Genomic DNA, 26,619 nt, shown 5'->3' on the forward strand with positions numbered 1-26,619 from the left:
TTCGGTGCCGCAGGGGGCAGGAGTAACGGTGGAGGAAGTCGTGGGCGGTGCCGCCTCCGGCCCGGTCCCGGAGCGGGGGCGCCGAGGGGTGCCGCGGCACGTGGCCTGCGTGATGGACGGCAACGGCCGCTGGGCGGCACGGCGGTCGCTGCCCCGTACGTCGGGCCACCGGGCGGCCGAGACGACGGTGATCGACGTCATCGAGGCGGCCCGGTCGGCCGGGGTGGAGTGGCTGAGCCTGTACGCGTTCTCCACGGAGAACTGGCAACGGCCCGGCACCGAGATCGACTTCCTGATGCGGCTGGTCCGCCGCGTGGTGCGCAAGCACGCCCCGTTGCTGCACGCGCGCGGTATCCGCTGCCGGTTCCTCGGCGTGACCGATCCCCGCATCCCGCCGCCGCTGGCCCGGGACTTCGCCGATCTGACCACCCTGACCGCCGGGAACCGGGGCATGACGCTGACCGTGGCGTTCGATCACGGCGGGCGCCGGGACATCGTGGCTGCGGCACGGTCGCTGATCCGCAGCGGGGTGCCGGCCGAGGCCGTGGACGAGCGGTGCTTCGCCGCGCACCTGCCCTTCCCCGACACCCCTGACGTGGACCTCGTCATCCGGACCTCCGGGGAGCAGCGCATCTCCAACTTCATGCTCTGGCAGGTCGCGTACGCGGAGCTGATCTTCTCCCCGGTCCTGTGGCCCGACTTCCGCGCACCGCACTTCCTGGAGTGCCTGCACACCTATCAGCGGCGCGAGCGCCGTTTCGGCGGCGTACGGCCGAACGAGAACGGAGAACGACGACCGTGACCGAGACGGGCGCCGACGAGCCCCAGCACACCACCGGCGCCGAGCAACTCTTCGGCCTGGGCAGCCGGTTCCGCGGCTTCTTCAACGATCCCCGCTGGGCCCTGGCCATCATCCGGGCGACCGTACTGGAGGCGGCGCACCCGCAGATCGGCGCGGCCCTCGCCGACAACTCGACCTTCGTGACCCACCCGTGGCGACGGCTGCGCAACACCGTCACTAGCCTGCAACGCATGTCCGGTCCCGACGCGGAGGCGCGGCAGAAGGAGGCGGCACGGCTCAACCGGCTGCACGCCCGGATCAGCGGCGCCGACGCCCGCGAGCGGCCCTACGACGCGATGGACCCGGCGGTGCGCGCCTGGGTGGTGGCCACCCTCTTCGAGAGCAGCGTCGCGATGTGCCGGTTCAGCGGGCAGCCGCTGGAACAGGACGCCATCGAGGAGCTGTACGGCGAATTCCGGGGCTATCTGGCCGCCTTGGACGGTGACGCCCGGCATCTCCCGCCCACGGTCCACGAGTTCTGGCCGTACTACGAGCGGGTGGTGGAGGAGGAGCTGGAGCACACGGAGGCGATGCGGATCATCCTCTACCGGCTCTTCGACCATCTGCCCGCACCGCCGCTGCTGCACGGTCTGCCCACCCTCTGGGCGGCCGGCCGGGCGCTCGTCGGACCGGTCATCGGCGTGCTCACGGTGGCATCCCTCCCGGAGCCGTTCCGCCGCCGGGCGGGACTGCCCGAACTGCCCGGTGCACAGACGCTGATGCAGAGCGCCTATCTGGGCGCGGGTCTCGCCCGGTTCCTCCCGGAGGGCTGGCTGCGCACCGAGACCGTGCTGGACCTGCTCGCCCTCTCCCCCGACAGCGACGACCCCCGGGCCCGGACGTTGCGGGCACTGCGGGACCGGATGCGGCGGGCCGGGGCCCTGGTCCGGCTGATCACCCCGCTGCCGCCGGAGCCGGACCCCGGCACGGACACCGGTCTTCGGCGCGGCGCGGAGGAGTTCTTCGCCGCGGTGCTGGACCAGACCGGGGACGGCTATGTGGACTGGCCGGACCTCGCCGCGATGGCCCGGGAACTCGCCGGCCGCCTCGACCTGGACGAGCCGGCGGAGACCCGGCTGTACGACGCCTTCGCCGACTGGTGGCGGGAGTTGCAGACGGCTCTGGACACCGACGGCGACGGCCGCGTCAGCTGTCGGGAGTACACCGAGGCCGTGCCGGCGCTCGCCGGTCCCGCCCTGATCCGGGTCGCCGAGGTCCTCTTCGACGTCACCGACGCCAACGGCGACCAGCGCATCGACGCGGCCGAGTACCGGGCGCTGTTCCGCCGGGGCTTCCACCGCGACCTGACCGGCGGCGACGACACCTACCCGCGCGGCGCGTTCGTCCGGGACTTCGTGTCCTTCATGTCGGGCCGGGCCCGCTCGACCCCGTACGACCCGCTGCTCGCGGACGCCTGACCCGGCGGCCCCGGACGGGGGGCCGACCGGGCGGCGCCGGGTCAGCCGAGGCCGAGGACGCCCAGGGTGTGCTCGGCCATGCGCCGTTCGCCCAGGGCGTTGGGGTGGACGGGGACGACGCTCCGCCCGAACAACAGCGGCTCGATCCACCGGGTGCCCGCGGGCCGGCAGGCGTCGTGCCCGGCGGATGCCTCGGCGAAGTCCACGTACACGGCCCCGGTCTCCTCGGCGGCGCGCCGCACCACGGCGTTGAGGTGGGCCTGGAGGGAGTGCAGGTAGGGCACGTCACCGGCGGCGAGGGGCAGCTTGACGAAGCAGGACGGGTCGGCCTTGGCGGGTGTGATCCACGGGTAACCGAGCACGGCCACCTTGGCGTGCGGCGCCTTGGCCCGGACGGCGCGGAGCGCGGCCTTCAGCGCCGGGTAGGTGCCGGCGTCGATCTGGTCGTCGAAGGACGTGCCGTACTTGTCCTTGCACGGGCTGCCCTGGCCGCCGCTGAGGATGCCGGCGGTGCCGCAGGCGGTCACGGCGTTGATGAAGGTGCCGTTGTCGTTGCCGCCGATGGTGAGCGTCACCAGGTCGGTGTCGGCGGTGACCGCGTCGGCCTGCGGAGCGACGCCTGGGTACTGGGACTCGGTGAAGTGCTTGGTCTGGGCGGCGCCGCAGGTGACGTCCGTCAGCCGGGCGCCGGTGCGGTCGGCGATGACGTGGGGGTAGTTCGCGGTGGACCGCAGACAGAGCGGGCTGGTGAGGTCCACGGGCAGCACACCGGACGCGGCGCTGTAGCTGTCGCCGAGGGCCGCGTAGTCGAGGGGCGTGGCGGCCTGGGCGGGGGCCGTGCCGAGACCGAGGGCCAGGGTGCCGAGGGCCGCGGACGCCGCGGTGAGGACACGGCGCAAGCTTGGCAGGGGCATGACATTCTCCCTTCCGGGGAGGTCGCGGGACGCACGGGCATGCCGGTGCCACGGGCACGCCGGGAGGGATTACCGAGGAGTTCTACCGATAGGTAATGTGAGGCTGCCGCAACAAGAAATCAACATTGCGGACCGAACTTTTGAAACACGGACGATCCGCGTCCGGTTACGGCCACCGCCGACCAGGTACCGATCATCCCGTTACGCGAATTTTTTACCGCGCGGGATGCGATTTCCGCCGCGTTCGGGGCACCCGGCGAGCAGGAGCACCACTACCCGCTGGAGGCACGCCATGATCGCCCTCGGCATCATCCTGCTCATCATCGGCTTCGTCACGGGCATCTCGATCCTGTGGACTATCGGCATCATCCTGCTGGTGGTGGGAGCCATCCTGTGGATCATGGGGTCCATGGGCCACGCGGTCGCCGGCCGTCGTCACTTCTGGTGACCGCGGTCCGAGGCGGCCGCCTCACTCCGGTGCCCCCGCTCCCTGGGCGGGGGCACCGGAGTGCGAGCGGTCAGGCGCAGGTGCCGCTGGGGCGGGCCCGGGTCACCACCTCGCCGGTGCCGGTGGTCGCGTCCAGCCAGACCACCCGGGTGCCGTCGGCCGCCGCGGCGGAGAGCTGCTCGCCCCGGTTGCACGAGACCCGGGCGCGGCGGGTGCCGTCGCCCGCGCGCTCCGGGGTGAACTGCCAGAGCTTGGGCAAGGCCGCGTTGGAGAGCTCCCCCCCAGGCGTGCGGGCCACCATCGTCACCGCGTCCGCGCCGGCCGTCACCTCGGAGACGTTCAGGGCGCCGGGGCCGGTCTCCGGGCTGAGGTCGGTGACGTCCGAGCCGTCGAGTGCGGCGCGGCGCAGGGTGGTGGTGCCGTTCTGGCCGACGGCGTCGAGCAGCCAGTAGACGTGCTGGGCGGTGAGGGCCGTCGGGCCCAGCGAGACCTCCGGCCCCGCCTTCTGGAGCACCGTCTCGGCGCCGGTGGCCACGTCGATCAGCCGGGTGGTGGACTCGTACACGGCGCGGACGCGTCGGCGGTCCTGGTAGACGATCCTGCCGTGGCTGACGGCCGGGGAGGTCGCCCGGTGATAGGTGCCGCCGCCGATGGTGACGAGGTTCGCCGGGTCCTTCAGGCTCAGGTAGGCCACGCCGGCCCGGCCGCCGTGGTTGTAGTAGGCGAAGGTCACGGTGTCGCCGTCGACGCCGAGGGCCGTGCCGGTGCCCCGGCCGTGCCACAGGGTGCGCACCGGTCCGCCCGCGAGGGGCCGGGCGAGGATGTCCACGCCGGTGGGCCCGTGGGCCTGCCAGACCACCGTCGTGCCGTCGGTGGCCGGATTGACGTGGTAGCGGCCGTCGTTGGGGCTCATCAGCTTGAGCTGTCCCTTGCCGTCGGTGCGGCCGGCCCACACCGAGTACGGTTCCGAGCCGGACTCGTTTGACCGGGCGGCGGCCCACCAGCCGCCGCCCGCGCCGAGGTGGGAGTCGTAGGTGTTGACGCGGGTGAGCAGCACGTCGGAGTCGATGCCGAGGGCCTTCTCCCAGTGCGGGACGATGCCGTGCGCGGTGAACGCCTTCCGGACGGCCGTGAGGACGCGCCCGCCGGCCCCCAGCTGCTTGGCGGCGGCGAGGACCGCGTCCCGCCCCCGGGTGAAGCCGTCGAGCGGGGTGAGGTACTCGGTGAGCGCCTTGTAGACGACCGCGTCGGCGAGCTCGGGGCCGATCTCCTCGCGGATGTCCCAGAGCGCGCCGGCGAAGACGGTGGAGTTCAGGTGCACGCCGCCGTTGTCGGTGCCGAAGCCGACGCCGAGGAAGGAACCGGCCGTCGTACGCCCGTCGTTGAGGTCGCGGAAGGCGCAGTCGCGCGGGCCCTTGGTGCGGCACAGGGTCTCGCCCACGAGCCCGGAGCCGGGGTCGTCCATGGGCAGCCCGCGGGCGTCGGCCTCGATGGCGTTGCCGAAGTAGTCGGCGATGGCCTCGTTCATGGCGCCGGACTGGCCCGCGTACACCAGATCGGCGGAGGCCGAGACGACCGCGTGGGTCATCTCGTGCCCGACCACGTCCAGGGCGGCGGAAAGCGGCCGGTACTCGTCGTCGCCGGAGCCGTAGACCATCTTCCGGCCGTCCCAGAAGGCGTTGACGTACGGCTGCCCGTAATCGGTGGCGCCGACCACGGAGTCGACGGTCATGCCGTGCCCGTCCAGGCTGTCCCGGCCGAACTTGGCGCGGTAGTAGTCGTAGACCTGGCCGGCGGCCCAGTGGGCGTCGACCGCGCCTGATCGGGTGGCCTCGCTGCCGAACTCCGGTGTCGGTGAGGCGACTTCGCGCAGGTCGTCGGGCCAGGCGCCGGACAGGTCGCTCGCCCAGTGGCCGCCCGCGTCCCAGGTGGCGAGCACGTGCCCGGCGTCGTCCTGGATGCGGGTGCGGTCGCGCAGCACGTAGGCGTCGCGGGTGTCGTCGTGGGTGACGGCGAGCGGGACGGTGGTGCCGTCCAGCCGGACGCCGCTGCCGGCGGTGCCGTCGGGTGCTGGTGCACCGGTGAGGGCGGCCGGGGCCGCGTGCCCCGGGGCCGTGGCGGGCGCGGCGAAGGTGCGGATACCGCTGTACTGGAGGACGGGATAGCCGGCCCGGGCGTCGATGTACACCTCGCGCAGCACCGGTTCGCCCCCGGCCGGGCCGGTGCCGCGCACGGTGATGTGCCGGGTCAGGACGCCGGTGCCGTTGGGTATGACGACCAGCCCGTGGGCGGTTCCGGTGAGCGCGGTGTCCGCGTCCTCGCCGTCGGGGCCCGCGGTGAAGTCCCGGGCGGCGAGGTCGCGTCGTACGGCGTCGACCGCCCGCTCCACGGCGAGGGTGTCGTCGATGCCGGCGGTCGTGCCGGTGCGCAGCCCGGTGAAGTACCGGCCGGAGGTGCCGGTGACGATCCGGTGGCCGTCGTGCCGTTCCATGCGGACGAGGTACTGCCCGCCCAGCACCGGGACGCCGTGGTGGGTCTGCTGGAGGCGTACGGTCTCCCGGCCGCCGGAGGTGAGGGTGCCGGCGGGCCTGAGGTCGCGTCCGGGGTCGGCGATCCGGTAGCGGTCCTTGCGGGCGGCGAGGTGGGCGCGGGCGGCGTCCGCCGCCGTGCGGGCCGCCGGTGCCTGTTCCCGGATGCCGTCCACCAGCGCGGGCGGCGCCGGGTCGGCCCCGGGCCCGGGCGTCGCGGAACCCCCTTCCGAAGCCGTCGCGCGTGCCGTGGCCGTCGCGGCTGCCGCCGGTGCGGCGGTGGCCGCCGAGACGACGAGCGCGGCGGCGCCCACGAGCGCCGCCGCACCGGATATGCCGTTCAGCCGGGTTCCCGGTCCTGTCACCGGTCGCCCGGCGCGTGTTCTGGAATGACGCACTGTCTCCCCAACCCCCCACATGCGTACGTCCGTCACCGGCGGCGGTCCGCCACCGGTGACGGCCATTGGACGCGGCGGTCCGCCCGCGCATCAACAGTCGTGACGCGACGACGGGTGATTTCCGGCCCCGGCCGGCGGCGACTGTCGCCAAAACGCCTTGGAATTGTCCGTGATCCGTAACAGGCGGATCCCGTGATCTTCTCCGCCCGTCCTGCCAGGTGCACGGAGCTCGAACGGCACGACGGACACACCAAGGGGTGGGGCGGACATGGCACGGCATGGCGGACGGGGTTGGTACGGCCGGGTGATCGCGGCGGCGGTCGGGGTGACGGCGGTGGCCGCCGTCACGTCGGTGTGGTCGGCGCAGGCCGGTCAGAGCGGCGGCGGGCCGGCCGCGCCGGGTGTCTCCGCCCGGCCCGCCGCGCCGAAGGCCACGCCCGTGTCCCCGTCGATAGTCCACGCCTCCGACGGGGGCGCGCACGCGGTCAACATCACCATCGACGACGGCCCGGACCCGGTCTGGACCCCGCGGGTGCTCGAACTGCTGCGGGACAACGGCGTGAAGGCGACGTTCTGCATGGTCGGCCCGCAGGCCGAGGCCCACCCCGATCTGGTCCGGCAGGTGGTGGCCGCCGGTCACCGGCTGTGCGACCACACGGTCTCGCACGACACCGGCATGGACCACGCGTCCGAGTCCTACCAGGCGCGGCAGATCCTCGACGCGGAGCGGCAGATCACCAAGGCGTCGGGCGGGGTGCGGCCGATGTACTACCGGGCCCCGGGCGGCGCCTTCACCCCCTACAGCCGGAAGCTGGCGGCCTCGCACGGGATGCGGCCCCTGGGCTGGAACGTCGACTCCAAGGACTTCGAGCGGCCGGGCAGCGAGGCGATCATCGCCACGGTCAAGCGCGAGCTGGCCAACGGCCCGACGATCCTCTTCCACGACGCGGGCGGTGACCGTTCGCAGACGGTGGCGGCGCTGCGCACCCTGCTGCCGTGGCTGAAGGAGCAGGGGTACTCCTTCGGTTTCCCGGTGCGCTGACGCGTCTTCCGGGCGCTTTGTCCGCTTGGGCGTTGCACGGTGTGCGTCGGCTGGTCACAGAGTGGTGGAGACCTCTTGTGGGCATGTGAACGCAGCCTTTAGCCTCCGAGGCGTTGTGCACAGCGAAACCAGCATTGCGCATGTTGCAACGCCTCATCGGAGGAGCACAGTCCATGAAGCTGTCCGTCCGTCTTGCCGGGTTCACCGCGCTCGCCGCCGTCCTGGCCACCGCCTGCGCGCCCCAGACCTCCGGCACCTCCTCCTCCGGCAAGGACGAGAAGACCGGTACCCTGCGCGTCTGGCTCTTCCAGGAGGTCGACAACCAGCCCAAGCAACGCGTCGTCGACGCGGTCCTCGCCGACTTCGAGAAGGCGCACCAGGGCACCGAGGTCACCGTGGAGTACATCCCGGTGGAGACCCGCGCCCAGCGGGTCAAGGCCGCCTTCAACGACCCCAAGTCCGCGCCCGACGTCATCGAGTACGGCAACACCGACACCGCCGGCTATGTGAAGGACGGCGGACTCGCCGACGTCACCCGGGAGTTCGACGCCTGGAGCGAGGCCCGGGACACCGACCCCACCGCCCGGCGCTCGGTCACCGTGGACGGCAAGGTCTACGGTGCGCCGTACTTCGTCGGCATCCGGGCCCTGTACTACCGCACCGACGTCTTCCGCCAACTCGGGCTGCGGGTACCGGAAACGCAGGCGGAGCTGATCTCCACCGCTCAGCGGATCCGCGCCGCGCGCCCCGATCTGTACGGCCTGGCCGTCGGGGGCGCCTACACCTACGGCGCGCTGCCGTTCCTCTGGGCCAACGGCGGTGACCTGGCCACCGAGAAGGGCGGCGGGTACGCCTCCGCCCTCGGCACCCCCGCCGCCCGCAAGGGCATCGAGGCGTACACCTCCCTCTTCGGCGACGACAACTGCCCCGCCGCCAAGTGCGCGAGCTGGACCGGCAACGACACGGTGACCGCGTTCGCCGCGGGCAAGGCCGCCATGGCGATCGGCGGGAACTTCAGCCACGCCGCCGTGGACGCCGGGAAGGCCAAGGGGAAGTACGCGGTGATCCCGCTGCCCGGGACGAAGGCCGGCTCGATCGCGCCGGCCTTCGCGGGCGGCAACAACATCGGGGTGCTGAAGAGCACCTCGCACCGCACGCTCGCCGTGGACCTGATGAAGCGGCTCGCCTCGAAGCAGGCACAGAGCAGGTTGTTCGACGCGATGGGCTTCCTGCCGACCTTCACGGACGTACGGGAACAGGCAGCCGCCAAGGAGCCGTTCGTCAAGCCGTTCGTCGACACCCTCGCCGCCGGCACCAAGTTCGTGCCGGTCACGCCCGCCTGGGCGCAGATCGACTCCTCGCTGGTACTGCCGACCATGTTCCAGGAGATCGTCAGCGGCCGGAAGGACGTGGCGGACGCCTCGGCCGCCGCGGCGAAGAAGATGGACGACGCGTTCGGGTCCGCCGGATGAGGCGGACGACGGACGTGGCGCTCCCGGTGAAGCGGAGCGCTCCGGCGGCCCCCGCCCGGCGGACCCCCGCGACGACGCCCTCCCGCCGCACAGGCCCGCGCCCGCGCGGCGGCTGGACCCCCTGGCTCTATCTCGCCCCCGCCCTCGCCGTCCTCGGCGCCCTGCTGGTCTACCCGGTCTACCAGCTCGGGCTGATCTCGTTCCTGGAGTACACCCAGGCCCAGGTCAGCGGCGGCGAACCGACCCGCTTCCGGGGCCTGGACAACTACACCGACCTGTTCGCCGACGACCAGTTCTGGCAGGTGCTGCTGGCGACGGTCGGCTTCGCGGCGGCCTGTGTGCTCGGCACGCTGGCGGTGGGCTGCGCGCTCGCCGTCCTGCTCACCCGGGTCCGCGCGCTCCCCCGACTCGCGCTGCTGCTGGCCGCGCTGGGCGCGTGGGCGACACCGACGATCACCGGCTCCACCGTCTGGCTGTTCCTCTTCGACCCCGACTTCGGCCCGGTGAACCGCCTCCTCGGACTCGGCGACTTCTCCTGGACGTACGGCCGTTACAGCGCGTTCCTGCTCGTGCTGCTCGAAGTGGTGTGGTGTTCCTTCCCGTTCGTGATGATCACGGTCTACGCCGGGATCCGCGCCATACCCGGCGAGGTGCTGGAGGCCGCCGCGCTGGACGGCGCCTCGCAGTGGCGGATCTGGCGCTCGGTGCTCGCGCCGATGCTGCGGCCGATCCTCGGCATCGTCACCGTCCAGTCGGTGATCTGGGACTTCAAGGTGTTCACCCAGATCTACGTGATGACGGGCGGCGGCGGCATCGCCGGGCAGAACCTGGTGCTCAACGTGTACGCCTACCAGAAGGCGTTCGCGTCCTCGCAGTACAGCCTCGGTTCGGCGATCGGCGTCGTGATGCTGCTGCTCCTGCTGGCCGTCACGCTCGGATATCTGCGGCTGCTGCGCCGCCAAGGGGAGGAACTGTGAGTCGCGTACGCCTTCCGGTACGGCGCCCCTGGCGGCTGGCCGCCGAGGTGACCGCGCTGCTGGCCGCCGGGGTGGTCGCCTTCCCGCTGTACTGGATGCTGCTCGGCGCCTTCCGGCCGGCCGGCGAGATCGAGTCCACCGAGCCACGGCCCTGGACTGCCTCCCCCACCCTGGACTCCTTCCGGCGCGTGTTCGAACAGCAGGAGTTCGGCCGGTACTTCGTCAACAGCCTCCTGGTCGCGGGGAGCGTCGTCCTCGCCTCCGCGCTGATCGCGTTCCTCGCCGCGACCGCCGTCACGCGCTTCCGGTTCCGCTTCCGGACCACCCTGCTCATCATGTTCCTGGTGGCCCAGATGGTGCCGGTGGAGGCGCTCACCATCCCGTTGTTCTTCCTGATGCGGGACTTCGGCCTGCTGAACGCGCTGGGTTCGCTGATCCTGCCGCACATCGCCTTCTCGCTGCCGTTCGCGATCTGGATGCTGCGCGGGTTCGTACGGGCCGTTCCGGAGTCCCTGGAGGAGGCCGCGTACCTCGACGGCGCGAGCCGCGCGCGGTTCCTGTGGCAGATCCTGTTCCCGCTGGTCCTGCCGGGCCTGGTGGCCACGAGCGTGTTCTCCTTCATCTCCACCTGGAACGACTTCCTCTTCGCCAAGTCCTTCATCATCAGCGACACTTCGCAGTCGACGCTGCCGATGGCCCTGCTGGTCTTCTACAAGCCCGACGAACCGGACTGGGGCGGTGTCATGGCGGCGTCCACGGTGATGACGGTCCCGGTGCTGGTCTTCTTCGTGCTGGTCCAGCGGCGCCTGGTCTCCGGCCTGGGCGGGGCGGTGAAGGACTGACGCGCCCGCGCTCCACCCGGGAAAAATCGCTGGCCACGCCTTCGTACGCGCTGCTGGGATAGGGCGATGCTAGACGAACGCACAGTGATAGTGGACCGGGGAGCGTATCCGGACGCCGTGACTCCGTGGGAGACCGAGTCCTGGCGGGCGGCGGCACTGGACTGGGTGGGCGGGCACCTCACCGAGCGGGGTCTCGGCGTGGACGGCCCGCTGCGGGTACGGCTGCGGCCCTGGTCGGTGCTCGTCCGGGTGCCCGTCACCGGACAGGGGGCCGTCTGGTTCAAGGCGAATCCGCCGGGCGCCGCGTTCGAGGGCCCGCTGACCGCCGCCCTGGCCCGCTGGGTGCCGGAGCACGTGCTCAGCCCGCTGGCCGTCGACGCCGGGCGCGGCTGGTCGCTGCTCCCCGACGGTGGGCAGTTGTTCCGGGCCGTGCTCGACCGGGAGTTGGTCGAGCCGCGCGAGTGGGAGTCGCTGCTCGGACAGTACGCCGGGATGCAGCGCGACCTGGTGGCGCGCGCCGACGAGATGGAACGGCTCGGAGTGCCCTCCGCGCGCACCGCGGACCTGCCCGAGGTGTTCGACCGGCTGCTCGACGCGAACACCGCGCTCGGCCCCGACGAACGCGCCCGGCTCAAGGCCCTGCGGCCCCGGCTCGTCGACTGGTGTGCCGAACTGGCCGCCGCCGGCATCCCCGACACCCTGGACCACGCCGATCTGCACGACGGCCAGTTGCTGCGGCCGGCCCCCGGCCGGTTCACCTTCTTCGACTGGGGCGACGCCGCGGTCACCCACCCGTTCTGCAGCCTGCGCGTCCCCGCCGAGCGGGCCCGCGACCGCTACGGGCCCGGGGTGCTGCCCCGGCTGCTCGACGCCTACCTGGAGCCGTGGACCGGCGGCGGCCGCACCCCGGCCGGGCTGCGGCGGGCGGCGGGACTGGCCTGGCGGCTGAGCGCGCTGGGCCGGGCCGCCTCCTGGGGCCGGATGTTCCCCGCCGCCCCCGGCACCGCGCCGGGGGCACGGGAGAGCGCCGAGTGGCTGCGGGAGCTCTTGACCGAGCCACCGTTCCCGGGCTGAGTGGCCGAGCCGCCCTTCCCGGGCCGAGCCGCGCTTCCCTGACTGAGCCGCCCGGCGGTCAGGGCAGCGGGGTGCCGCCGGTCGCGTTGAGGATCTCGCCGGTGATGTAGCTCGCCTGGGGGGAGGCGAGGTAGACGTAGGCCGGCGCCAGCTCGGCGGGCTGGGCCGGGCGGCCGAGCGGGCTCTGCTTGCCGAACTCCGCGGTGTCGGGCAGGGTCGCGGGGATCAGCGGGGTCCACACCGGGCCCGGCGCGACCGCGTTGACCCGGATGCCCCGCTCGGCGACCATCTGGGCCAGCCCGTGGGTGAAGGTGACGATGGCGCCCTTGGTCATCGCGTAGTCCAGCAGGTGCGGGCTGGGCTGGTATGCCTGTACGGACGTGGTGTTGAGGACACAGCCGCCGGCCGGGATGTGCGGCAGGGCGAACTTGGTCAGCCAGAACATGCCGTACAGGTTCGTCCGCAGCACCCGGTCGAACTGCTCGGTGCTGATGGCCTCGATGCCGTCCGGCTGGGACATCTGGTAGGCGGCGTTGTTGACGAGGACGTCGATGCTGCCGAACTCGTCGACCGCCCGCGCGATCAGGGCGCGGCAGTTGTCCTCGTCCCTGATGTCGCAGGACACGGCGACCGCCTTGCGGCCGGCGTCCTCCACCAGGCGGGCGGTCTCGCGTGCCTCGTCCTGTTCCTCGGCGAGGTAGGTGAACAGCACGTCGGCACCCTCGCGGGCGAAGGCGAGCGCCACCGCCCGTCCGATGCCGGAGTCCCCTCCCGTGATCACGGTCCGCAGCCCGTCGAGCCGGCCGGCGCCGCGGTAGGACTCCTCGCCGTGGTCGGGCGGCGGGTCCATGGGGCCGGTCCATCCCGGGTGGGGCTGGTCCTGGGAGGGGAAGTCGGGGCGGGCGTGCTGGGTGACCGGATCGGGCCGGTCACCGCGCTGGTCCGACACGGTGGCCTCCTGTGTCTCTCGGGGACGGGACAGGCGGCCGGGTTCCCGCCTGGCGGCGGGTGAAAAGCGTTCCGTGCCGGTCAGGCGGTCGGCGCGTTGGGACCGGCGGCCCGCATCGCGTCCCGGCGGGCGAGGTTGTACAGGCGCAGCAGATGCTTGGCCACGGCGCAGGGCGCGGCGTCGGCATGGCACTGGCGGCACGTGTTCATGTGCTGTTCGTAGGTGGAGCGCGCGTTTTCCAACGCGTCATTGACAGATGACATGGACTTCTCCGGGCAGGGCGCCGTCCGGGGACGGCACCTAGTTGACTGACTGGTACACCCGGAACAAGGTGATCATGTTACTGCCGGTACTGGGAAACTCGTACAGCCGTTGCCCTTCCCACCTGGGATCTTTCACCCCGGCGGACCGAAGCCGATGTTCCGCTTCCTCGTTGTCCCCGGTGATCCCGTACCGCACGGCAGGCAACCCCGCGAAGGACAGGCACCATGGCCCCAGCTCCCCTCTGCATCGGCGTCGTCGCTCCTGTGACGGGGCGGCTGGCCCCGCTCGGGGCGCCGCTCTCCTACGTACTGCGCGCCCTGGCACCGCACCTCGCGCACGTCCGCAACGGCGGGCGACGCCACGAGGTGACCGTCGCCGTCCGGGACAGCCGCTCGGAGCCCGGGGCCGCTCGGCAGGCGGTGCGGGACCTCGCGGACGAGGACGGCGCCCGCATCGTGCTGACCATGGCCGGGACCCGGGTGCTGCCCGCCGTCGCGGACGCCTGTGAGGAGAGGGGGGTGCCGTGCGTGTCGACGACGTTCCCCTGGCAGGCGTACGTGCACGCGCGGGGCGCCGGTCCCGGGCACCGGTTCCGGTGGACGTACCACTTCGCCTGGGGCCTGGACGACATCGCCCGGGTCTTCGCCGGGATGTGGGAGCAGCTCACGCCCCGGGCCACCGTCGGCTGCCTGTGGAACGACGACCTCCAGGGGCGGCTGCTGCGGCACGAGCGGTACGGATTCGAGGCGGCGCTGTCCGGGCGCGGCCACACGCTGACCGACCTGGGTCCCTACCACGAGCCGGCCACCGACCTGCGGGAGCAGGCCGCCCGCCTGCGCGAGCACGGCGCCGACCTGGTCACCAGCGCGTCCACCGCCACCGACCTGGCCCTCTTCCACCGGCAGGCCCGAACGGCGGGGCTGCGGCCCCGGCTGATCACCTGCTCACGCTGGCTGACCTATCCGCACACCCACACCACCCCCGCCCCCGACGTACACGCCGAACTCGGTGACGCGCGGGTGGCCACGCTCGTCTACTGGAGCCCCGTCCACCCCTACCGCTCCAGCCTGGACGGCGGCACGTGCGCCGAGCTGGCCCGCGCCTACGAGGAGGACACCGGCGCGTCCTGGCTCCAGCCGCTGGGGCTCGCGCACGCCCTGCTGGAGATCGCGCACCACGCCCTGACCACGGCCGCCGACCCGGCCGACCGCGCCTCGGTCGCCGACGCCGTCGCCCGCACCCGGCTCGACACCATCGCGGGCCCGCTGGACTGGACGGCCGGCCCCACCCCGAACATCGCGCTGCTGCCCCTGGTCGGCGGCCAGTGGCACCCGGAACCGGCCGGCCCCCGCCTGGCCGTGGTGAACAACACGGGCCGGCCGGAGGTACCGCTGACCGGGGACCTGATCCCGGCCCGCTGAACGGACACGGCGGACGGGAGCCCGAAGGACGGCCCCGCCCCGCGCCGCCCGCACACCGATGAGGGGCCGCCCACGGGGACGTACCCCCGCGCCCGCGGGCGCCGGGGCGAGCCCGACGCGAGGGGCCCCACCGGGGCGTACCCCTGGCGGGAGGGCAGGCGCCGGGCCGCCGGGCCTTCGCCGCGTGAGCGGCTACCGCCCCGCGCGCAGGGCCCGCGCGTGGTTCAGGAAGGCCATCAGCCCCACCTCGAAGGCGCGGTCGGCACGGCCGTCGCCCGCCGCCGCGAGCGCCTCGGCCAGGCGCGGGGTCGGGGTGCCGTCCGCCAGCTCCCACATCGCCTCGGGAGCGGCCAGGTCGAGGGCCGAGCCCAGCACCAGGTTCTCCAGGGCGACGATCAGCGGCATGATCCCGGCCGGCTCGAATCCGGCGGCGAGCAGCACGCCCACCGCGCGTTCGTACTGGGCGAGGACCCGGGGCGCGCGGACGGGGGAGGTCATCAGCAGCGGGATCACCCGGGGATGGGCGGCGAACGCGGCCCGGTAGGACCGCGCCCACGCCTCCATGGCCGCGTCCCACGGGGTCAGGTCCAGGGTGGCCGGGTCGATGGCGGCGCAGACGCGCTCGCGCAGCAGCTCCACGATGCCGTCCCGGCCGTCCACGTGGTGATACACCGAGCCGGTCTGCACGCCGAGCCCGCGGGCTATCCGCGGCACGGTGAAGTCACCTGTCTCGTCGATGAGTTGGAGCGCGGTGGTGGTGATGCGCTCGCGGTCGAGGAGCGGTGTGCGCGGCCGTCCCATGGTCAGCGTCCCCCTGAGGTCTTCCCGGATGCCCAACGGCAGGTTACATTGCGGAAACCGAAAGCCTTTAGGTTTACGGCTCCCGGGCGCCCGCCATCCCCTCGCGCGCCCGGGAGACACCGGTTCGTACGGCCCACCCCGGTCGCGCCCGCCGGTCCCCCGTCAACCCCGCTGCCCCACCATCGGGACCCCCTCCCCCGTCAGAAGGGCCCCCGCATGTCCGTGACCACCGCCGGACTCCCAGAGGAGGACGCGCCGTCCGACGCGCCCGGCCTCCGGTCCGGCACCCTCGGCACCGCCGACATCGCCTTCTTCGTCGTCTCCGCCGCCGCGCCGCTCACCGTCATGGCCGGGGTCGCCCCGCTCGCCCTCCTGCTGGGCGGCGTCGGCGCGCCCGTCGGCTATCTGCTGGCCGGGCTGACCCTCGCCGTCTTCGCCGTCGGCTTCACCACCATGAGCCGCCATGTCACCAGCGGCGGCGCGTTCTACGCGTACATCACCCGGGGCCTCGGCCGCCCGGCCGGGATCGGCGCCGCCCTGCTCGCCCTGATCGGCTACAACGGCATGGAGATCGGTGTCTACGGCCTCCTCGCCACCACCACCCGCGACACCGCGCACGCCCTCTTCGGCGCCGACGTGCCCTGGCTGCCGGTGGCGCTGGCCGGCCTGGTGCTGATCGGCTACGGCGGCTACCGCTCGATCGACTTCGGCGCCAAGGTCCTCGGGGTCCTGCTGGTCGCCGAGACCGGGATACTCGTGCTGCTCGCGGGCGGGGTGCTGGTGCGGGGCGGCGCGCACGGCCTCTCCCTGTCCTCGCTCGCCCCGGCCCATGTGTTCGTGCCCGGCACGGCGGCCGTCCTCGCCTTCGCGTTCGCCGCGTTCACCGGCTTCGAGTCGACCGTCATCTACCGCCGCGAGGCCCGCGACCCCGCGCGCACGGTCCCGCGCGCCACCTACGCGGCCGTCGGCTTCCTCGGCCTGTTCTACGCGTTCACCGTCTGGATCGCCGTCCAGGCGTTCGGCGACGACCGGGTCGTCCGGGCCGCCGGGGAGGACCCGGCCGGGCTCTTCTTCACCGCGATCACCACGTATGTGGGCGGCTGGGCCGCCGACTTGATGCACGTCTTCATCGTCACCAGCGTCATCGCCTCGCTGCTCGCCTTCCACAACGCCATCAACCGCTACGCGCTGGCGCTGGCCGAGGAGGGCGTGCTGCCCCGCCGGCTGGGCCGCGTCCACCCCCGGCACCGCTCCCCCTACCTCGCCGGCCTGGCCCAGACCGCCCTCGGCGCCGTGGTCGTCCTCGCCTTCTGGGCCGCCGACGCCGACCCGTACCAGCAGTTGCTGCTGTGGGTGAACACCCCGGGGATGATCGGTCTGTTGCTGCTCCAGTTGCTGGCCGCGCTCGCCGTGTTCCGCTACTTCCGGCGGGTACGGCACACCGAGGGCCGGGTGCGCACGGTACTGGCCCCCGCCCTCGCCACCGTCCTGCTGGCGACCGCGATCGTGCTGGTGGTCTCCCACATCGACCTGTTCACCGGTGCGCCGCGCGCCGTGAACATCGTGCTCGTCGTCGCCGCGCCCGCCGTCTTCCTCCTCGGCCTGCCGCTCGCGTGGTGGCTGCGCCGCGACCGGCCGGGTATCTACGCCACGTTCGGCACCGAACCCACCGAATGACCCTCTTCCCGCTAGGAGTTCCCGGCATGCCCGCTGCCGACCTCGTCCTCACCGGAGCCCGGATCCGCACCCTGGATCCCGCCCGTCCCACCGCCACGGCCGTCGCCCTGCGCGACGGGCTGATCACCGCCGTCGGCACGGCGGACGACGTGCGGGACTGGCGCGGCCCCGGCACCGAGACCGTCGATCTGCGCGGCGCGCACCTGGTGCCGGGCCTGACCGACGCGCACAGCCACCCGGTGTGGGGGCTCGACATGGCGACCGGCACCGACCTGTCCGGCGTGACGGACCTGGCCGGGCTGCGCGCGGCGCTCGCCCGCGCCGAGCGGACCGAGGGCTGGGTGGTCGGCTACGGGCTGGACCACAACGCGTTCCAGGGCCGCCCGGTCCACCATGAGCTGGTGGCGGACGTGCTGGGCGGCACCCCGGCCTTCCTGCGCCTGTACGACGGTCACTCCGCCCTCGTCAACGGGCCCGCGCTGGCCGCCGCCGGGGTGACCGGACCGCGCGCCTTCGACCAGCGCGCCCAGGTGGTGTGCGACGCCTCGGGGCGGCCCACCGGGCATCTGGTCGAGCACGCGGCGATGGACCTGGTCACCGCCATCGTGCCCCGGCCCTCGTACGGTGAACGGCGGGCACGGCTGCTGGAGTTGCTGTCCGCCATGGCCGCGACCGGGCTGACCGGCGCCCATGTGATGGACGGCGGGGACCTGGAGCTGGTGGAGGCGGTGGCGCGGGAGACGGTGCTGCCGGTGCGGCTGCGGTTCGCGCCCTGGTGCATGCCGGGCGCAGACGCCGACGCCCTGCGCGAGCTGATCGAGGCGCAGGGCAGGGGCGGCCGGCACTGGGTGGTGGGCGGGGTCAAGTTCTTCATGGACGGCACCGTCGAGGGCGGCACGGCCTGGCTGGAGCACCCCGACTGCCACGGGCGGGGCACCGACGCGTTCTGGCCGGACCCGCGCGCGTACGCCGAGGCCGTCCGCGCCCTGCACGCGGCCGGGGTGCGCACCGCCACGCACGCCATCGGGGACGCCGCCGTCCGGCACGTCCTGGACACGGTGGCCTCGCTGGGGCCGGGCGGGCACGGTGCGCACCGGATCGAGCACATCGAGACCGCTCCCGACGAACTGCTGCCGCGCTTCGCCGAGTTGGGCGTCGCGGCCTCGCTGCAACCGCCGCACACCGGCTACACCCGCGACGACGGCACCGACGAGTGGTCGCGCCGGCTGGGCGGCGACCGGGCCGCCCGAGCCTGGCGGCTGCGGGATCTGCGGGAGGCCGGGGCCACGGTCGCGCTCGGCTCGGACTGGCCGATCGCGCACTACGACGTGCGGGCGGTGCTGGCGACGGCCCGCCGCCCCAAGGGTGCCGCGGCGCACCGGCCGGGGCTCACCGCGACGCAGGCGCTGGAGGGCTGTACCTCGCACGCCGCGGCGGCCGCCGGGGAGTCCGCCGTGGCCGGCCGGATCGCGCCCGGCTTCCGGGCCGACCTGACCGCGCTGGCCGTCGACCCGGTGCACGCGCCGGGCGACGAACTCACCGACTCTCCCGTGGTGTTGACCGTGACCGGCGGGCATGTGACGCACCGGGGGCCGGACGAAGAGGTCCGCTAGGATCGGCCTACGGCATCGCGTGTCGGTCACCGTCCGGGTGAGGCATGGAGGTGCCCGTGAGATTGCCCTCGGAGGCATTCCACTCATGTCAGTCGAGTTGAACCACACCATCGTGCACGCCCGGGACAACCGGGAGTCCGCCGCATTCCTGTCCCACATCCTGGATCTGGAGATCGGCACCGAGTGGGGCCCGTTCATCCCCGTCGCCACCGGCAACGGGGTGACGCTGGACTTCGCCACGATCCCGGCGGAGTCGATCGTCATGCAGCACTACGCCTTCCTGATCTCCGAGGAGGAGTTCGACGCGGCCTTCGCCCGCATCCGGGCGGCCGGGATCACCTACTGGGCCGATCCGCACGGCAAGCAGCCGGGCGAGATCAACCGGCACGACGGCGGCCGGGGCGTGTACTTCAAGGACCCCGCCGGACACGCCCTGGAGATCATCACGCGCCCGTACGGCGGCGTCGCGTAGCCGGCGCGACCTGAGGCGGCCGGGGCCTGCGCCCCGGCCCGCCTGCGGCACACTGGGCGGGTGAACGATTTCCCCCTGGTCGACCAGGCCCCCGCCCCCGAGTGGTACGGGCGGCTGCGGGTGCGGGCAGCCGATCTCTCCCCCGCCGACTGGCTCACCGAACACGGGCCCGGCCAGGGGGAGTTCGGCACGGTGGCGGCCATCGCCGCGCCGGGCTTCGCGGCCTACGCGCGGATCCTGCATCCGGCCCGGCTGGACGAGCGGCCGGTGCGCTGGTCGGCGGTGGCCGCCGCCCACAGGACACGGGTGACGCCCGGCAGCCGCTGGCACGAGGTCATCGGGGCGGACCAGGACTGCCTCGACGCATCCGACCCCGGCCGGCCCGGCGTGTGGGACGAGCACCCCGCCGAGGGCCCGACCCCGCCCGAGGTCGCCGAGGCGCTGCTGCCCGTGCTGGCCCGGCACACCGGCACGCCCGAGCGGTGCTGGTTCGGGCTGTGGCACGGGTACGGCCGCTGGGACTGGGACCGGTTCCCGACGTTCGAAACGCCGGGCCGGGAGGAGGTCCTGCTGGCCGGCCGGCTGGCCGACGCCGTCTCCCCGGTGACGCTGGACGAATTCGCCGAGCTGCCGGACCTGTGGTGGCCGCAGGACCGGGCCTGGGTGCTGGGCGGTGACGTGGATCTGGTCAGCACCTACGTCGGCGGCTCCGCGGAGCTGATCGCGGAGCTGCTGGCCGCGCCGGATTTGGAGACGCTTCCCGTCTCGCCGGGCGATCCGGTCGGCTGACCCCCTCTTCGAAGCGTTTCGTTGCCGACTTCGAGTGACGCGAGGGGCAGTCGGCACCGGCGGCAGCGGGACGCCGTACCGGACGGCGTCCCGCTCTGCCCGAACCGCCGTACCCCGCTTACGGGTTGACGACACTGCCGCCGAAGGTCACCACGAGGTGGCCGTCGGAGGCGAAGGACCAGCCGAGGGCGCCCGCGTACGAGGAGCAGCGGGAGCCGTTGGAGCCGGTCCAGAACTGGTTGGAGCTGTCGGCGCTGCCGACCGTCTTGTCATTGGAGCCGCCGCCGGCGAAGCGGCAGGAGGTGTTGTCGCGGAACACCGACGTGCCCTTGTCGAACGAGAAGTTGCGCTCGGCGTTGTCGACGCCGACGTTGCCGGAGATGGTCATGGTGCCCGGGTTGCTGTTGTAGGTGAACCCGTGGTGGCCGTTCTTGTAGGCGATGCTGTGCCGGACGACGTGGTCGACGGGGATGTCGTCGCCGCCGAGCTTGTAGCCGTTGCGGTCGCCGTTGGTGTTGACGGTGCCGTCGCTCAGCGTGCCGTTGCCGTAGGAGAGGGAGTACTCGATGGTCACCGGGCCGATGGCGCCGGTGTCCGTCTTGGTGTACAGGTCCCAGCCGTCGTCGATGTTGTGGTGGGCGACGTCGTAGCGGAAGACGTTCCCCGTGCCGGTGGTCAGCTTGGCGGCGAAGCCGTCGGCGTCCTCGCCGTCGGAGTCGGCGTTGTCGTGCGACTCGGAGCTGACGATCAGGTTGTTCGCCGGCCACTGGGAGCTGGGGGTGCTGGAGGAGATCCGGCCGAGCTGGAGCCCGGTGTCCCGGTTGTGGGCGGTCACCACCCGCTCGACGACGTTGTTGCTGCCGCCGACGTAGATCCCGTTGTCACCGGCGTGCTGGACCGTGAGGCCGTACAGCCGCCAGTAGTCGGCGAACAGCTGGATGCCCCGGTTGGCCGGGCTCTCCGTCTGCGCCGAAAAGTCCAGGACCGGCTTCTCGCCCGGGTAGGCGGACAGGGTGGTGCGGGCGGCGGAGGTGCCGTCGCTGTCGGCCGGGATGGTGACCGTGGCGGACTGGCGGTAGGTCCCGCCGCGCAGGTAGATGGTGCCGCCGGGGGTGATCCGGCTGATGGCCGAGGTGAGCGTGGTCGGGGCCGACTCGGTGCCGGCCGCGCCGTCGGTGCCGGTCGGTGACACGTAGAGCACGCTGCCGGTCGCCGCTGTGGCCAGGTCGGCGTCGAGGTAGTCCAGGTTGGGCAGGCCGCCGGCCGTGGTCGGGGTGAGGCGTACGGTGTTGGCACCCGCCTTGACCGGCACGGTGAGCGTCTTGGTCACCCAGCTGTCCCAGGCGCCGGTGGCCTCGAAGCCGGCGGTGGTGGCCGTGGTGCCGTTGACGGCGACGGTCGCGGGCCGGGCGGTGGCGGAGCCGTTGGCGAAGCGGATGTGCACGGTCGCGGTGCCGGCGCTCGCCGCGTTCACGGTGAACTGGGCATGGGCGCCGGAGGCGTTGGTGGCGTTGCAGAATCCGCTGCCGGAGTAGCCGGTCCAGTCGGAGTCGATGGTCCCGGTGCAGACCGCGGGTGCGCTCTCGGCCTCGTACCGGGTGGTCACGGCCTGGGCCGTGGTGCCGGTCAGCGCGACGAGCGCACCGGTCAGCAGCCCAGCGCACGCGATGGCTGGTCTCATGTGCATCGGCTTTCTCTCCCTGCGGGTCGACTCGGCTGTGCGGGTGCGAGCGGTCCAGAGGGTGAACTCGGCGGCCGGTCGTGGCATGGTGAACAGTGACCGGAAAGCGCTTTCCCTCTGGACCTTCCCGACGGTAGGGAGAAGACATGTACACGTCAACAGACGCGTACATGATTTCTGTTCAGCATGACGAACACCGGGGGGTCGGCTACTCGCCCGGGGCCAGGGTGCGGGCGACGACGGCCGCCGCCTCCGCGATCAGCGCCTGGTCCACCGGCGCGTCGGGGGCGCTCTTGTCCGACAGGACGGCCAGCACCACGGGGGTCCCCCGGGTCGTCCAGGCCACCCCGATGTCGTTGGCGGTGGCGTAGTCCCCGGTGCCGGTCTTGTCCGCCACGACCCAGGCGGACGGCAGCCCCTTGCGGAACCGCTCCGCGCTGGTGGTGTTGCCCTTCAGCCAGCCGGTGAACCGCTCCCGGTCGGCCCTGCGCAGGGCCCGGCCCAGGGTGAGGCGCTCCAGGCTCCCGGCGATCGCCTCGGGTGTCGTGGTGTCCCGCACGTCCCCGGGGATCGCGGTGTTCAGCTCCGGCTCCCACCGGTCGAGCCGGCTCACCGTGTCGCCGAGCGACCGGAGGAAACGGGTGAGCCCGGCCGGGCCGCCCAGCTCCCGGAGCAGCAGATTGCCGGCCGCGTTGTCGCTGTACTGGATCGCCGCCGCGCACAGGCCGGCCACGGTCATGCCGGTCGCCAGGTTCTCCTCGGTGCGCGGGGAGTTGGGCAGGATGTCACGCGGCGGGTAGTACACCACCCGGTCCAGCGGAGCCCGGTCGCCGTGGTCGCGCAGCACCGCCGCCGCGGCGAACGCCTTGAACGTCGAGCACATCGCGAACCGCTCCCCCGCCCGGTGGACCACGGTCCGCCCGGTGCGGACGTTGCGCGCGTACACGCCGAGCCGGGCGCCGTAGCGCCGCTCCAGTCCGGCCAGCTCCGCCGACTCGGCCGGCTGCCCGGATCGACCGGTGCGCGCGGCGGTGCCCGGGGTGGCGGAGACGGCGGGGGCGGAGAGCGCCGTCGCGGCCATCGCGGCGCCGGTGAGGCCGAGGCCGGTCCGCAGCAGGCGGCGGCGCGGCAGCGCGGCGGGACCGCCGGTCGCGGGCGCGGTCGCGCCAGGTGCGGTCGCGCTGGTCAAGGGCGTACTGGGCGTGGTCGTACTGGACATGGGCGTGCTGGACATGGGCGTACTCCTCCCGGGACGTACGTCGTCGGTGCCGATCTTCGACGGGGACAGCGAAACAGCACGGAGGCATCCATGTCCAAGAGGAAACTTTGAAGTTCCCATGCCTTATTGATATGAGTGCCGGGTGGATCTACTGGCACACCTGGAGGCGTACGTGGCGACGGCCGAGGAGGCGGGGTTCTCCCGGGCCGCCGACCGGCTCGGCATCGCCCAGCCGCTGCTGAGCCGCCGCGTCAAGACACTGGAGGAGTACTTCGGCGGCCCGCTGTTCGACCGGTCCCGGCGGCAGATCGAGACCACGGAACTGGGCGTGCTGCTGCTCCCCTACGCGCGGGACGTGCTGGACCGGGCGCAGCGACTGCGGCAGGTCGCCCGCTCGGCCCGGCGCTCGCGGGTGCGCGCCGTCGGCGTCCCCACGGACTGCGCCCCGGCCGCGCTGGCCCGTGCCCTGCGCGCCGGCACCGAGCACGGACTCACCCTCGGCATCCGGGAACTGCCGCCCCTGGAGCGGGCGTCGGGGCTGGCGGACGGTTCGCTCGGGTACGCGCTGGTACGCACCGCTCCGGAACAGGCAGCGTTCCGGGCGCCGTTGGGGCTGGCGTCCGCACCGGTGCCGGACGCCAAGGCCGCGCGCCGCACGCTGCACCTGGAGGAGCTGCGACCCCGCCGCGGCCGGGGCGCCGGACGTGCCGCTCCCCCGCCCTTGTTGCTGCTGACGGAGGATCAAGTGCCGTACTTCGAAGACCGTTTGGCGCGGGCTGCCGCGCGTGCCGGGCTGCCCGAGGAGCGGATCCGGCCGGCCGGAGCGGCGGCCACCGCGCTCGCCGAGACCCTGGCCGGGCACGCGCTGCTGCTGTGCGCCGAACCGTTCGCCCGGCAGCACGGCGCCCACTGGACACCGCTGGCCGACCGTGCCCTGCACCGGGGCTACGACGTGCGCGCCGCCCCGGACCGGGACGGCACGGCGGCCGCACCGGAATGGCTGGCCACGCTGCTCGCCTCGGCGGTGGGCGCCGTGCCCCACCGGGGTGGGCCGGAGCCGACGGCCGGCCACGAGGACGCCCCCGCGCGGCTGGCGGCACGCGGATGAGCGCGGCGCCGCACCACCCGGTGTACACCGGCGGCGACACGGCCCTGTCGGCCGTCGCCGAGGCCATCGCCGCGGACTGGGCGGCGCTGGGCGTCCGCGGCTCCTTCCTCGCCCGCAACCTCGACACCGGGGAGCAGCTCGGCTTCGACGCGGACGAGCCGGTGCCGCTGGCGTCGGTGGCCAAGGTCCCGCTCGCCCTGGCCGTGCTGGACCGGATCGCGGCCGGGGAGCTGGACCCGGCCCGCCCGGTGACGGTGAATCCCCGTACCAGCAGCGTCGGCCCCACCGGGCTCGCCGCCTTCCGGCACCCGGCCACGGTGGCCGTCGGCGACCTGCTCCTGCTGATGCTGTCGGTGAGCGACAACGCCGCCGCGGACGCCCTGTTCGACCTGGTGCCGGTGGCGGAGACCGACGCGCGGCTGCGTGCCTGGGGGTGCGACGGCATCCGGGTGCGGCACCGGATGAACCACCTGTACGAGTGCGCGGCCGGCGCCGCCGGGAACGACTTCTCCCTCGCCCTGGAACTGGCCGTCCGGGACGAGGGGACGGGCCGGCACACCATCGAGACCCTGGACCCGGCGCACGCCAACGCGGGCACGGCCGCGGCGCTGGTCGGCCTGCTCCAGCGGGTGTGGCGCGACGAGATCGCCACGCCTGCCGCGACGGCCGAGCTGCGCCGGCTGATGGGGCACCAGGTCTTCACCCAGCGGCTGGCGGCCGAACTGCGCGCGGACACACTGCGGTGGAGCGGCAAGACCGGCACGTTCCTGCACCTGCGGCACGAGATCGGGGTCGTCGAGGCGGACTCCGGCGACCGGGTGGCCATGGCGGCACTCACCCGCGCGACCCGCCGCGCGGGACTCGCACCGGACGTCGACCTGGCGATCGGAGCGGCGGGCCGGGACGCGTTCGAGGCCTTGCGGAGCTACTGAACTTGATCGGGTGATGTCGGGCCTGTTCGTCTGACGGTGGTCGGTTGCTTCCGGTAGTCGTGGGGCGTGAGTTACGCGCAGGGCGGCGGGCTGACCGACACCGGGAGGGCTACGCGGGAGCGGATCCGGCTGGAGGCCGTGGAACGCTTCGGGCGCAGGGGGAAGAACAGGGAGATCGCGGCCGCGCTGCGGGTGAGCGAGCGGTCGGTGGCGCCGTGCCTGGCGTGAACGCGGAGATGTCGGGGTCCTGTCGAGGGGCTCGCCTGGCCGCCCGAGATTCGGTCCGGAGCAGATGGACAGGCTGGAGCGTGGTCCACTCGCCCACGGCTGGGCAGACCAGCGATGGTCGCTGGCACGGGTGAAGACGCTGATCGGTCGGCTGTTCCACGTCTCGTACACAGTGGAGGGCACCTGGCGGCTGCTGAAGCGGCACGGGTGATCGTGGCAACAGCCCGCCCGGCGGGCCATCGAGCGTGACGAGGAGGCGGTGGAACTGTGGAAGAAGGAGGTCTGGCCGCGGGTAAGAGCATCGCGGCGGCGTGCGGCGGCTGGATCTCTTCGAGGACGAGGGCGGGCAGTCGATGACGCCACCGCGTGCCAGGTCCTGGGGCCGGATCGGCTGCACGCCAGTGGTGCGGGTGCGGGGCCGGGACTCGGGACGGGTATCAATGGCGGGCATGACCTGCCACAAGCCGGGCGAGCGTTCTTGGATGTTCTACGCGGTCCGCGAGTACAACGGACGCAAGGACCAGCCGAAGGGGTTCGGATGGCGTGACTTCCGTGACCTGCTCATCCGGGCCCGTATCCAGCGTGGCGGCCCGATCGTGCTGGTGTGGGACAACGTCCGCATCCACCTGACCGCCCCGCTGCGGGAGTTCACGCAGCCAACGCCGACTGGCTCACTGTATTCCAGCTGCCCTCCTATGCGCCGGATCTCAACCCGCAGGAGGGCGTCTGGTCGCTGGTCAAGCGCGACATTGGCAACCTCGCCGCCGCCGACCTGGGCCAGATCACCCGGGCTGTGAAGCGCAGCTCAAGCAGATCCAGTACCGCCCGGACCTGGTCGACGGCTGTCTCACCGGCACCGGCCTGATCACGGACGGCTGACCGGCATTCAGTCGCTGCGCGCCACCAAAAAGCCGTGGCAGGGGCCCAGACCCCGTCGTAGGGTCAGTCGACATGGCCGGTAGTCATCACGACAAGCACGTCTTTCCCGAACTCAAAACCAACGTCTCCGGATTGACGTTGTGTGTACTCACTGCTGAGCAAGCCGATGAATATTACGCGCTCATCGACCGAAATCGCGCACACCTCACCCAGCACGGCGACTACCAGGCGCTGGCCGCATCGGACTACAAGAGGGCACATGCCGAGCTGCTCAACGACCCCAGCCCGTCCCTCCGCTGCGGCGTCCTCCTTCACAGCGCCCTCGTCGGCCGCGTTGACCTTGTGGCCGTCAACCCACCCAAATACGGCTTCGGATACTGGCTCGACCACGAGGCAACGGGACATGGATACGCCACTGCAGCCTGCCGTGCGCTGATCGAGTACGGAGCCACTATGTTGGGCGCCACCGACGTGTTCGCGGGCGTCACCCACGGAAATGGGAAGAGTAGCGCCGTGCTGATCCGGCTCGGCTTCAAGGTCGCCGAGGTCTTCGAGACCTACACCCGCTACCACCGGGCCCTCGTCGCCTCACCCTGCGCATATCCTGCGTAACGGTGCGATCGGACCGACCC

The 26,619-nt window shown here is 72.8% G+C and carries 23 protein-coding genes and 1 pseudogene; 17 read left to right on the forward strand and 7 right to left on the reverse strand.

All coding sequences use genetic code 11. From position 1 onward, the window contains the following. Positions 1 to 112: 112 nt before the first annotated feature. Both uppS and Srubr_RS14985 read left to right on the forward strand, forming a co-directional pair. Positions 113 to 802 carry a polyprenyl diphosphate synthase gene (uppS, locus tag Srubr_RS14980; protein ID WP_030788447.1) on the forward strand — a complete coding sequence of 230 codons (690 nt, stop codon included), beginning with the start codon at positions 113 to 115 and terminating at the stop codon, positions 800 to 802. Beyond that, on the forward strand, positions 799 to 2,259 hold the full coding sequence (locus Srubr_RS14985) for an oxygenase MpaB family protein (protein WP_189999116.1): 1,461 nt from the start codon (positions 799 to 801) through the stop codon (positions 2,257 to 2,259). The genes uppS and Srubr_RS14985 overlap by 4 nt, the downstream gene beginning before the upstream one ends. Before the next feature lie 41 nt (positions 2,260 to 2,300). Here Srubr_RS14985 and Srubr_RS14990 read toward each other — a convergent pair whose 3' ends face one another. Then, positions 2,301 to 3,173, reverse strand: a complete 873-nt coding sequence (locus Srubr_RS14990; RefSeq protein WP_189999118.1) for an SGNH/GDSL hydrolase family protein — start codon at positions 3,171 to 3,173, stop codon at positions 2,301 to 2,303. A gap of 292 nt (positions 3,174 to 3,465) precedes the next feature. Here Srubr_RS14990 and Srubr_RS14995 point away from each other — a divergent pair, with 292 nt between their 5' ends. Further along, positions 3,466 to 3,621: a DUF6131 family protein gene (locus Srubr_RS14995; RefSeq protein WP_189999120.1), complete on the forward strand. Its 156-nt coding sequence runs from the start codon at positions 3,466 to 3,468 to the stop codon at positions 3,619 to 3,621. A 70-nt stretch (positions 3,622 to 3,691) separates the two neighbouring features. Here the strand turns inward: Srubr_RS14995 and Srubr_RS15000 are convergent, their stop codons facing one another. Continuing rightward, complete coding sequence (locus Srubr_RS15000) at positions 3,692 to 6,514, reverse strand: M4 family metallopeptidase (RefSeq protein ID WP_229926965.1); 2,823 nt, start codon at positions 6,512 to 6,514, stop codon at positions 3,692 to 3,694. A gap of 301 nt (positions 6,515 to 6,815) precedes the next feature. Between Srubr_RS15000 and Srubr_RS15005 the strand changes: the two genes are divergently transcribed. From Srubr_RS15005 to Srubr_RS15025, 5 genes are all read left to right on the forward strand, one after another. Next, positions 6,816 to 7,589 carry a polysaccharide deacetylase family protein gene (locus Srubr_RS15005; protein ID WP_189999124.1) on the forward strand — a complete coding sequence of 258 codons (774 nt, stop codon included), beginning with the start codon at positions 6,816 to 6,818 and terminating at the stop codon, positions 7,587 to 7,589. Between the two features lie 173 nt (positions 7,590 to 7,762). After that, complete coding sequence (locus Srubr_RS15010) at positions 7,763 to 9,061, forward strand: extracellular solute-binding protein (protein WP_189999126.1); 1,299 nt, start codon at positions 7,763 to 7,765, stop codon at positions 9,059 to 9,061. After that, positions 9,058 to 10,038, forward strand: coding sequence for a carbohydrate ABC transporter permease (locus Srubr_RS15015; RefSeq protein ID WP_229926966.1), 981 nt, complete (start codon positions 9,058 to 9,060; stop codon positions 10,036 to 10,038). The genes Srubr_RS15010 and Srubr_RS15015 overlap by 4 nt, the downstream gene beginning before the upstream one ends. Next, positions 10,035 to 10,880, forward strand: coding sequence for a carbohydrate ABC transporter permease (locus Srubr_RS15020; RefSeq protein ID WP_189999128.1), 846 nt, complete (start codon positions 10,035 to 10,037; stop codon positions 10,878 to 10,880). Before Srubr_RS15015 ends, Srubr_RS15020 begins: the two co-directional genes overlap by 4 nt. Positions 10,881 to 10,946: 66 nt before the next feature. Beyond that, positions 10,947 to 11,954, forward strand: a complete 1,008-nt coding sequence (locus Srubr_RS15025) for a phosphotransferase (protein ID WP_189999130.1) — start codon at positions 10,947 to 10,949, stop codon at positions 11,952 to 11,954. A gap of 58 nt (positions 11,955 to 12,012) precedes the next feature. Here Srubr_RS15025 and Srubr_RS15030 read toward each other — a convergent pair whose 3' ends face one another. Beyond that, positions 12,013 to 12,903, reverse strand: coding sequence for an SDR family oxidoreductase (locus Srubr_RS15030; protein WP_189999132.1), 891 nt, complete (start codon positions 12,901 to 12,903; stop codon positions 12,013 to 12,015). Positions 12,904 to 12,983: 80 nt separating this feature from the next. Next, on the reverse strand, positions 12,984 to 13,166 hold the full coding sequence (locus Srubr_RS15035) for a hypothetical protein (RefSeq protein WP_189999134.1): 183 nt from the start codon (positions 13,164 to 13,166) through the stop codon (positions 12,984 to 12,986). Positions 13,167 to 13,391: 225 nt separating this feature from the next. On the opposite strand from Srubr_RS15035, the gene Srubr_RS15040 reads away from it, so the two are divergent. Continuing rightward, on the forward strand, positions 13,392 to 14,588 hold the full coding sequence (locus Srubr_RS15040) for an ABC transporter substrate-binding protein (protein WP_189999136.1): 1,197 nt from the start codon (positions 13,392 to 13,394) through the stop codon (positions 14,586 to 14,588). A gap of 192 nt (positions 14,589 to 14,780) precedes the next feature. Here the strand turns inward: Srubr_RS15040 and Srubr_RS15045 are convergent, their stop codons facing one another. After that, on the reverse strand, positions 14,781 to 15,389 hold the full coding sequence (locus Srubr_RS15045) for a TetR/AcrR family transcriptional regulator (protein WP_189999137.1): 609 nt from the start codon (positions 15,387 to 15,389) through the stop codon (positions 14,781 to 14,783). A gap of 216 nt (positions 15,390 to 15,605) precedes the next feature. On the opposite strand from Srubr_RS15045, the gene Srubr_RS15050 reads away from it, so the two are divergent. From Srubr_RS15050 to Srubr_RS15065, 4 genes are all read left to right on the forward strand, one after another. Then, positions 15,606 to 17,066, forward strand: coding sequence for an APC family permease (locus Srubr_RS15050; protein ID WP_189999139.1), 1,461 nt, complete (start codon positions 15,606 to 15,608; stop codon positions 17,064 to 17,066). A 26-nt stretch (positions 17,067 to 17,092) separates the two neighbouring features. Continuing rightward, positions 17,093 to 18,679, forward strand: a complete 1,587-nt coding sequence (locus Srubr_RS15055) for an amidohydrolase (RefSeq protein ID WP_189999141.1) — start codon at positions 17,093 to 17,095, stop codon at positions 18,677 to 18,679. A gap of 85 nt (positions 18,680 to 18,764) precedes the next feature. Further along, positions 18,765 to 19,151 carry a VOC family protein gene (locus Srubr_RS15060; RefSeq protein WP_189999143.1) on the forward strand — a complete coding sequence of 129 codons (387 nt, stop codon included), beginning with the start codon at positions 18,765 to 18,767 and terminating at the stop codon, positions 19,149 to 19,151. A gap of 60 nt (positions 19,152 to 19,211) precedes the next feature. Beyond that, on the forward strand, positions 19,212 to 19,940 hold the full coding sequence (locus Srubr_RS15065; protein ID WP_189999145.1) for a hypothetical protein: 729 nt from the start codon (positions 19,212 to 19,214) through the stop codon (positions 19,938 to 19,940). Positions 19,941 to 20,058: 118 nt separating this feature from the next. On the opposite strand, the gene Srubr_RS15070 is transcribed toward Srubr_RS15065, so the two are convergent. Together Srubr_RS15070 and bla are read right to left on the reverse strand one after the other, a co-directional pair. Beyond that, complete coding sequence (locus Srubr_RS15070) at positions 20,059 to 21,627, reverse strand: carbohydrate-binding protein (RefSeq protein ID WP_189999146.1); 1,569 nt, start codon at positions 21,625 to 21,627, stop codon at positions 20,059 to 20,061. Positions 21,628 to 21,829: 202 nt separating this feature from the next. Beyond that, entirely contained in the window at positions 21,830 to 22,738 is a 909-nt protein-coding gene (gene bla / locus Srubr_RS15075; protein ID WP_373313642.1) for a class A beta-lactamase, read from the reverse strand. Between the two features lie 244 nt (positions 22,739 to 22,982). On the opposite strand from bla, the gene Srubr_RS15080 reads away from it, so the two are divergent. From Srubr_RS15080 to Srubr_RS15100, 4 genes and pseudogenes are all read left to right on the forward strand, one after another. After that, on the forward strand, positions 22,983 to 23,948 hold the full coding sequence (locus Srubr_RS15080; protein WP_189999148.1) for a LysR family transcriptional regulator: 966 nt from the start codon (positions 22,983 to 22,985) through the stop codon (positions 23,946 to 23,948). After that, complete coding sequence (locus tag Srubr_RS15085) at positions 23,945 to 24,880, forward strand: serine hydrolase (RefSeq protein ID WP_189999150.1); 936 nt, start codon at positions 23,945 to 23,947, stop codon at positions 24,878 to 24,880. The genes Srubr_RS15080 and Srubr_RS15085 overlap by 4 nt, the downstream gene beginning before the upstream one ends. 66 nt (positions 24,881 to 24,946) lie before the next feature. Further along, positions 24,947 to 25,987 (forward strand): annotated as a pseudogene (locus Srubr_RS42245) (IS630 family transposase). Between the two features lie 72 nt (positions 25,988 to 26,059). Next, positions 26,060 to 26,599 (forward strand): GNAT family N-acetyltransferase, encoded by a 540-nt coding sequence (locus Srubr_RS15100; RefSeq protein WP_189999152.1) that lies wholly within the window; start codon positions 26,060 to 26,062, stop codon positions 26,597 to 26,599. The last annotated feature ends 20 nt before the right edge of the window (positions 26,600 to 26,619 follow it).

Origin of the sequence: Streptomyces rubradiris (assembly GCF_016860525.1) — a bacterium.
GTDB lineage: Bacteria > Actinomycetota > Actinomycetes > Streptomycetales > Streptomycetaceae > Streptomyces > Streptomyces rubradiris.

Coding starts and splice junctions, on each gene's coding strand:
- uppS (WP_030788447.1), top strand. CDS start 113: ATGGACGGCAACGGCCGCTGGGCGGCACGGCGGTCGCTGCCCCGTACG.
- Srubr_RS14990 (WP_189999118.1), bottom strand. CDS start 3,173: ATGCCCCTGCCAAGCTTGCGCCGTGTCCTCACCGCGGCGTCCGCGGCC.
- Srubr_RS14995 (WP_189999120.1), top strand. CDS start 3,466: ATGATCGCCCTCGGCATCATCCTGCTCATCATCGGCTTCGTCACGGGC.
- Srubr_RS15005 (WP_189999124.1), top strand. CDS start 6,816: ATGGCACGGCATGGCGGACGGGGTTGGTACGGCCGGGTGATCGCGGCG.
- Srubr_RS15010 (WP_189999126.1), top strand. CDS start 7,763: ATGAAGCTGTCCGTCCGTCTTGCCGGGTTCACCGCGCTCGCCGCCGTC.
- Srubr_RS15015 (WP_229926966.1), top strand. CDS start 9,058: ATGAGGCGGACGACGGACGTGGCGCTCCCGGTGAAGCGGAGCGCTCCG.
- Srubr_RS15025 (WP_189999130.1), top strand. CDS start 10,947: ATGCTAGACGAACGCACAGTGATAGTGGACCGGGGAGCGTATCCGGAC.
- Srubr_RS15035 (WP_189999134.1), bottom strand. CDS start 13,166: ATGTCATCTGTCAATGACGCGTTGGAAAACGCGCGCTCCACCTACGAA.
- Srubr_RS15040 (WP_189999136.1), top strand. CDS start 13,392: ATGGCCCCAGCTCCCCTCTGCATCGGCGTCGTCGCTCCTGTGACGGGG.
- Srubr_RS15045 (WP_189999137.1), bottom strand. CDS start 15,389: ATGGGACGGCCGCGCACACCGCTCCTCGACCGCGAGCGCATCACCACC.
- Srubr_RS15050 (WP_189999139.1), top strand. CDS start 15,606: ATGTCCGTGACCACCGCCGGACTCCCAGAGGAGGACGCGCCGTCCGAC.
- Srubr_RS15055 (WP_189999141.1), top strand. CDS start 17,093: ATGCCCGCTGCCGACCTCGTCCTCACCGGAGCCCGGATCCGCACCCTG.
- Srubr_RS15060 (WP_189999143.1), top strand. CDS start 18,765: ATGTCAGTCGAGTTGAACCACACCATCGTGCACGCCCGGGACAACCGG.
- Srubr_RS15070 (WP_189999146.1), bottom strand. CDS start 21,627: ATGCACATGAGACCAGCCATCGCGTGCGCTGGGCTGCTGACCGGTGCG.
- Srubr_RS15085 (WP_189999150.1), top strand. CDS start 23,945: ATGAGCGCGGCGCCGCACCACCCGGTGTACACCGGCGGCGACACGGCC.
- Srubr_RS15100 (WP_189999152.1), top strand. CDS start 26,060: ATGGCCGGTAGTCATCACGACAAGCACGTCTTTCCCGAACTCAAAACC.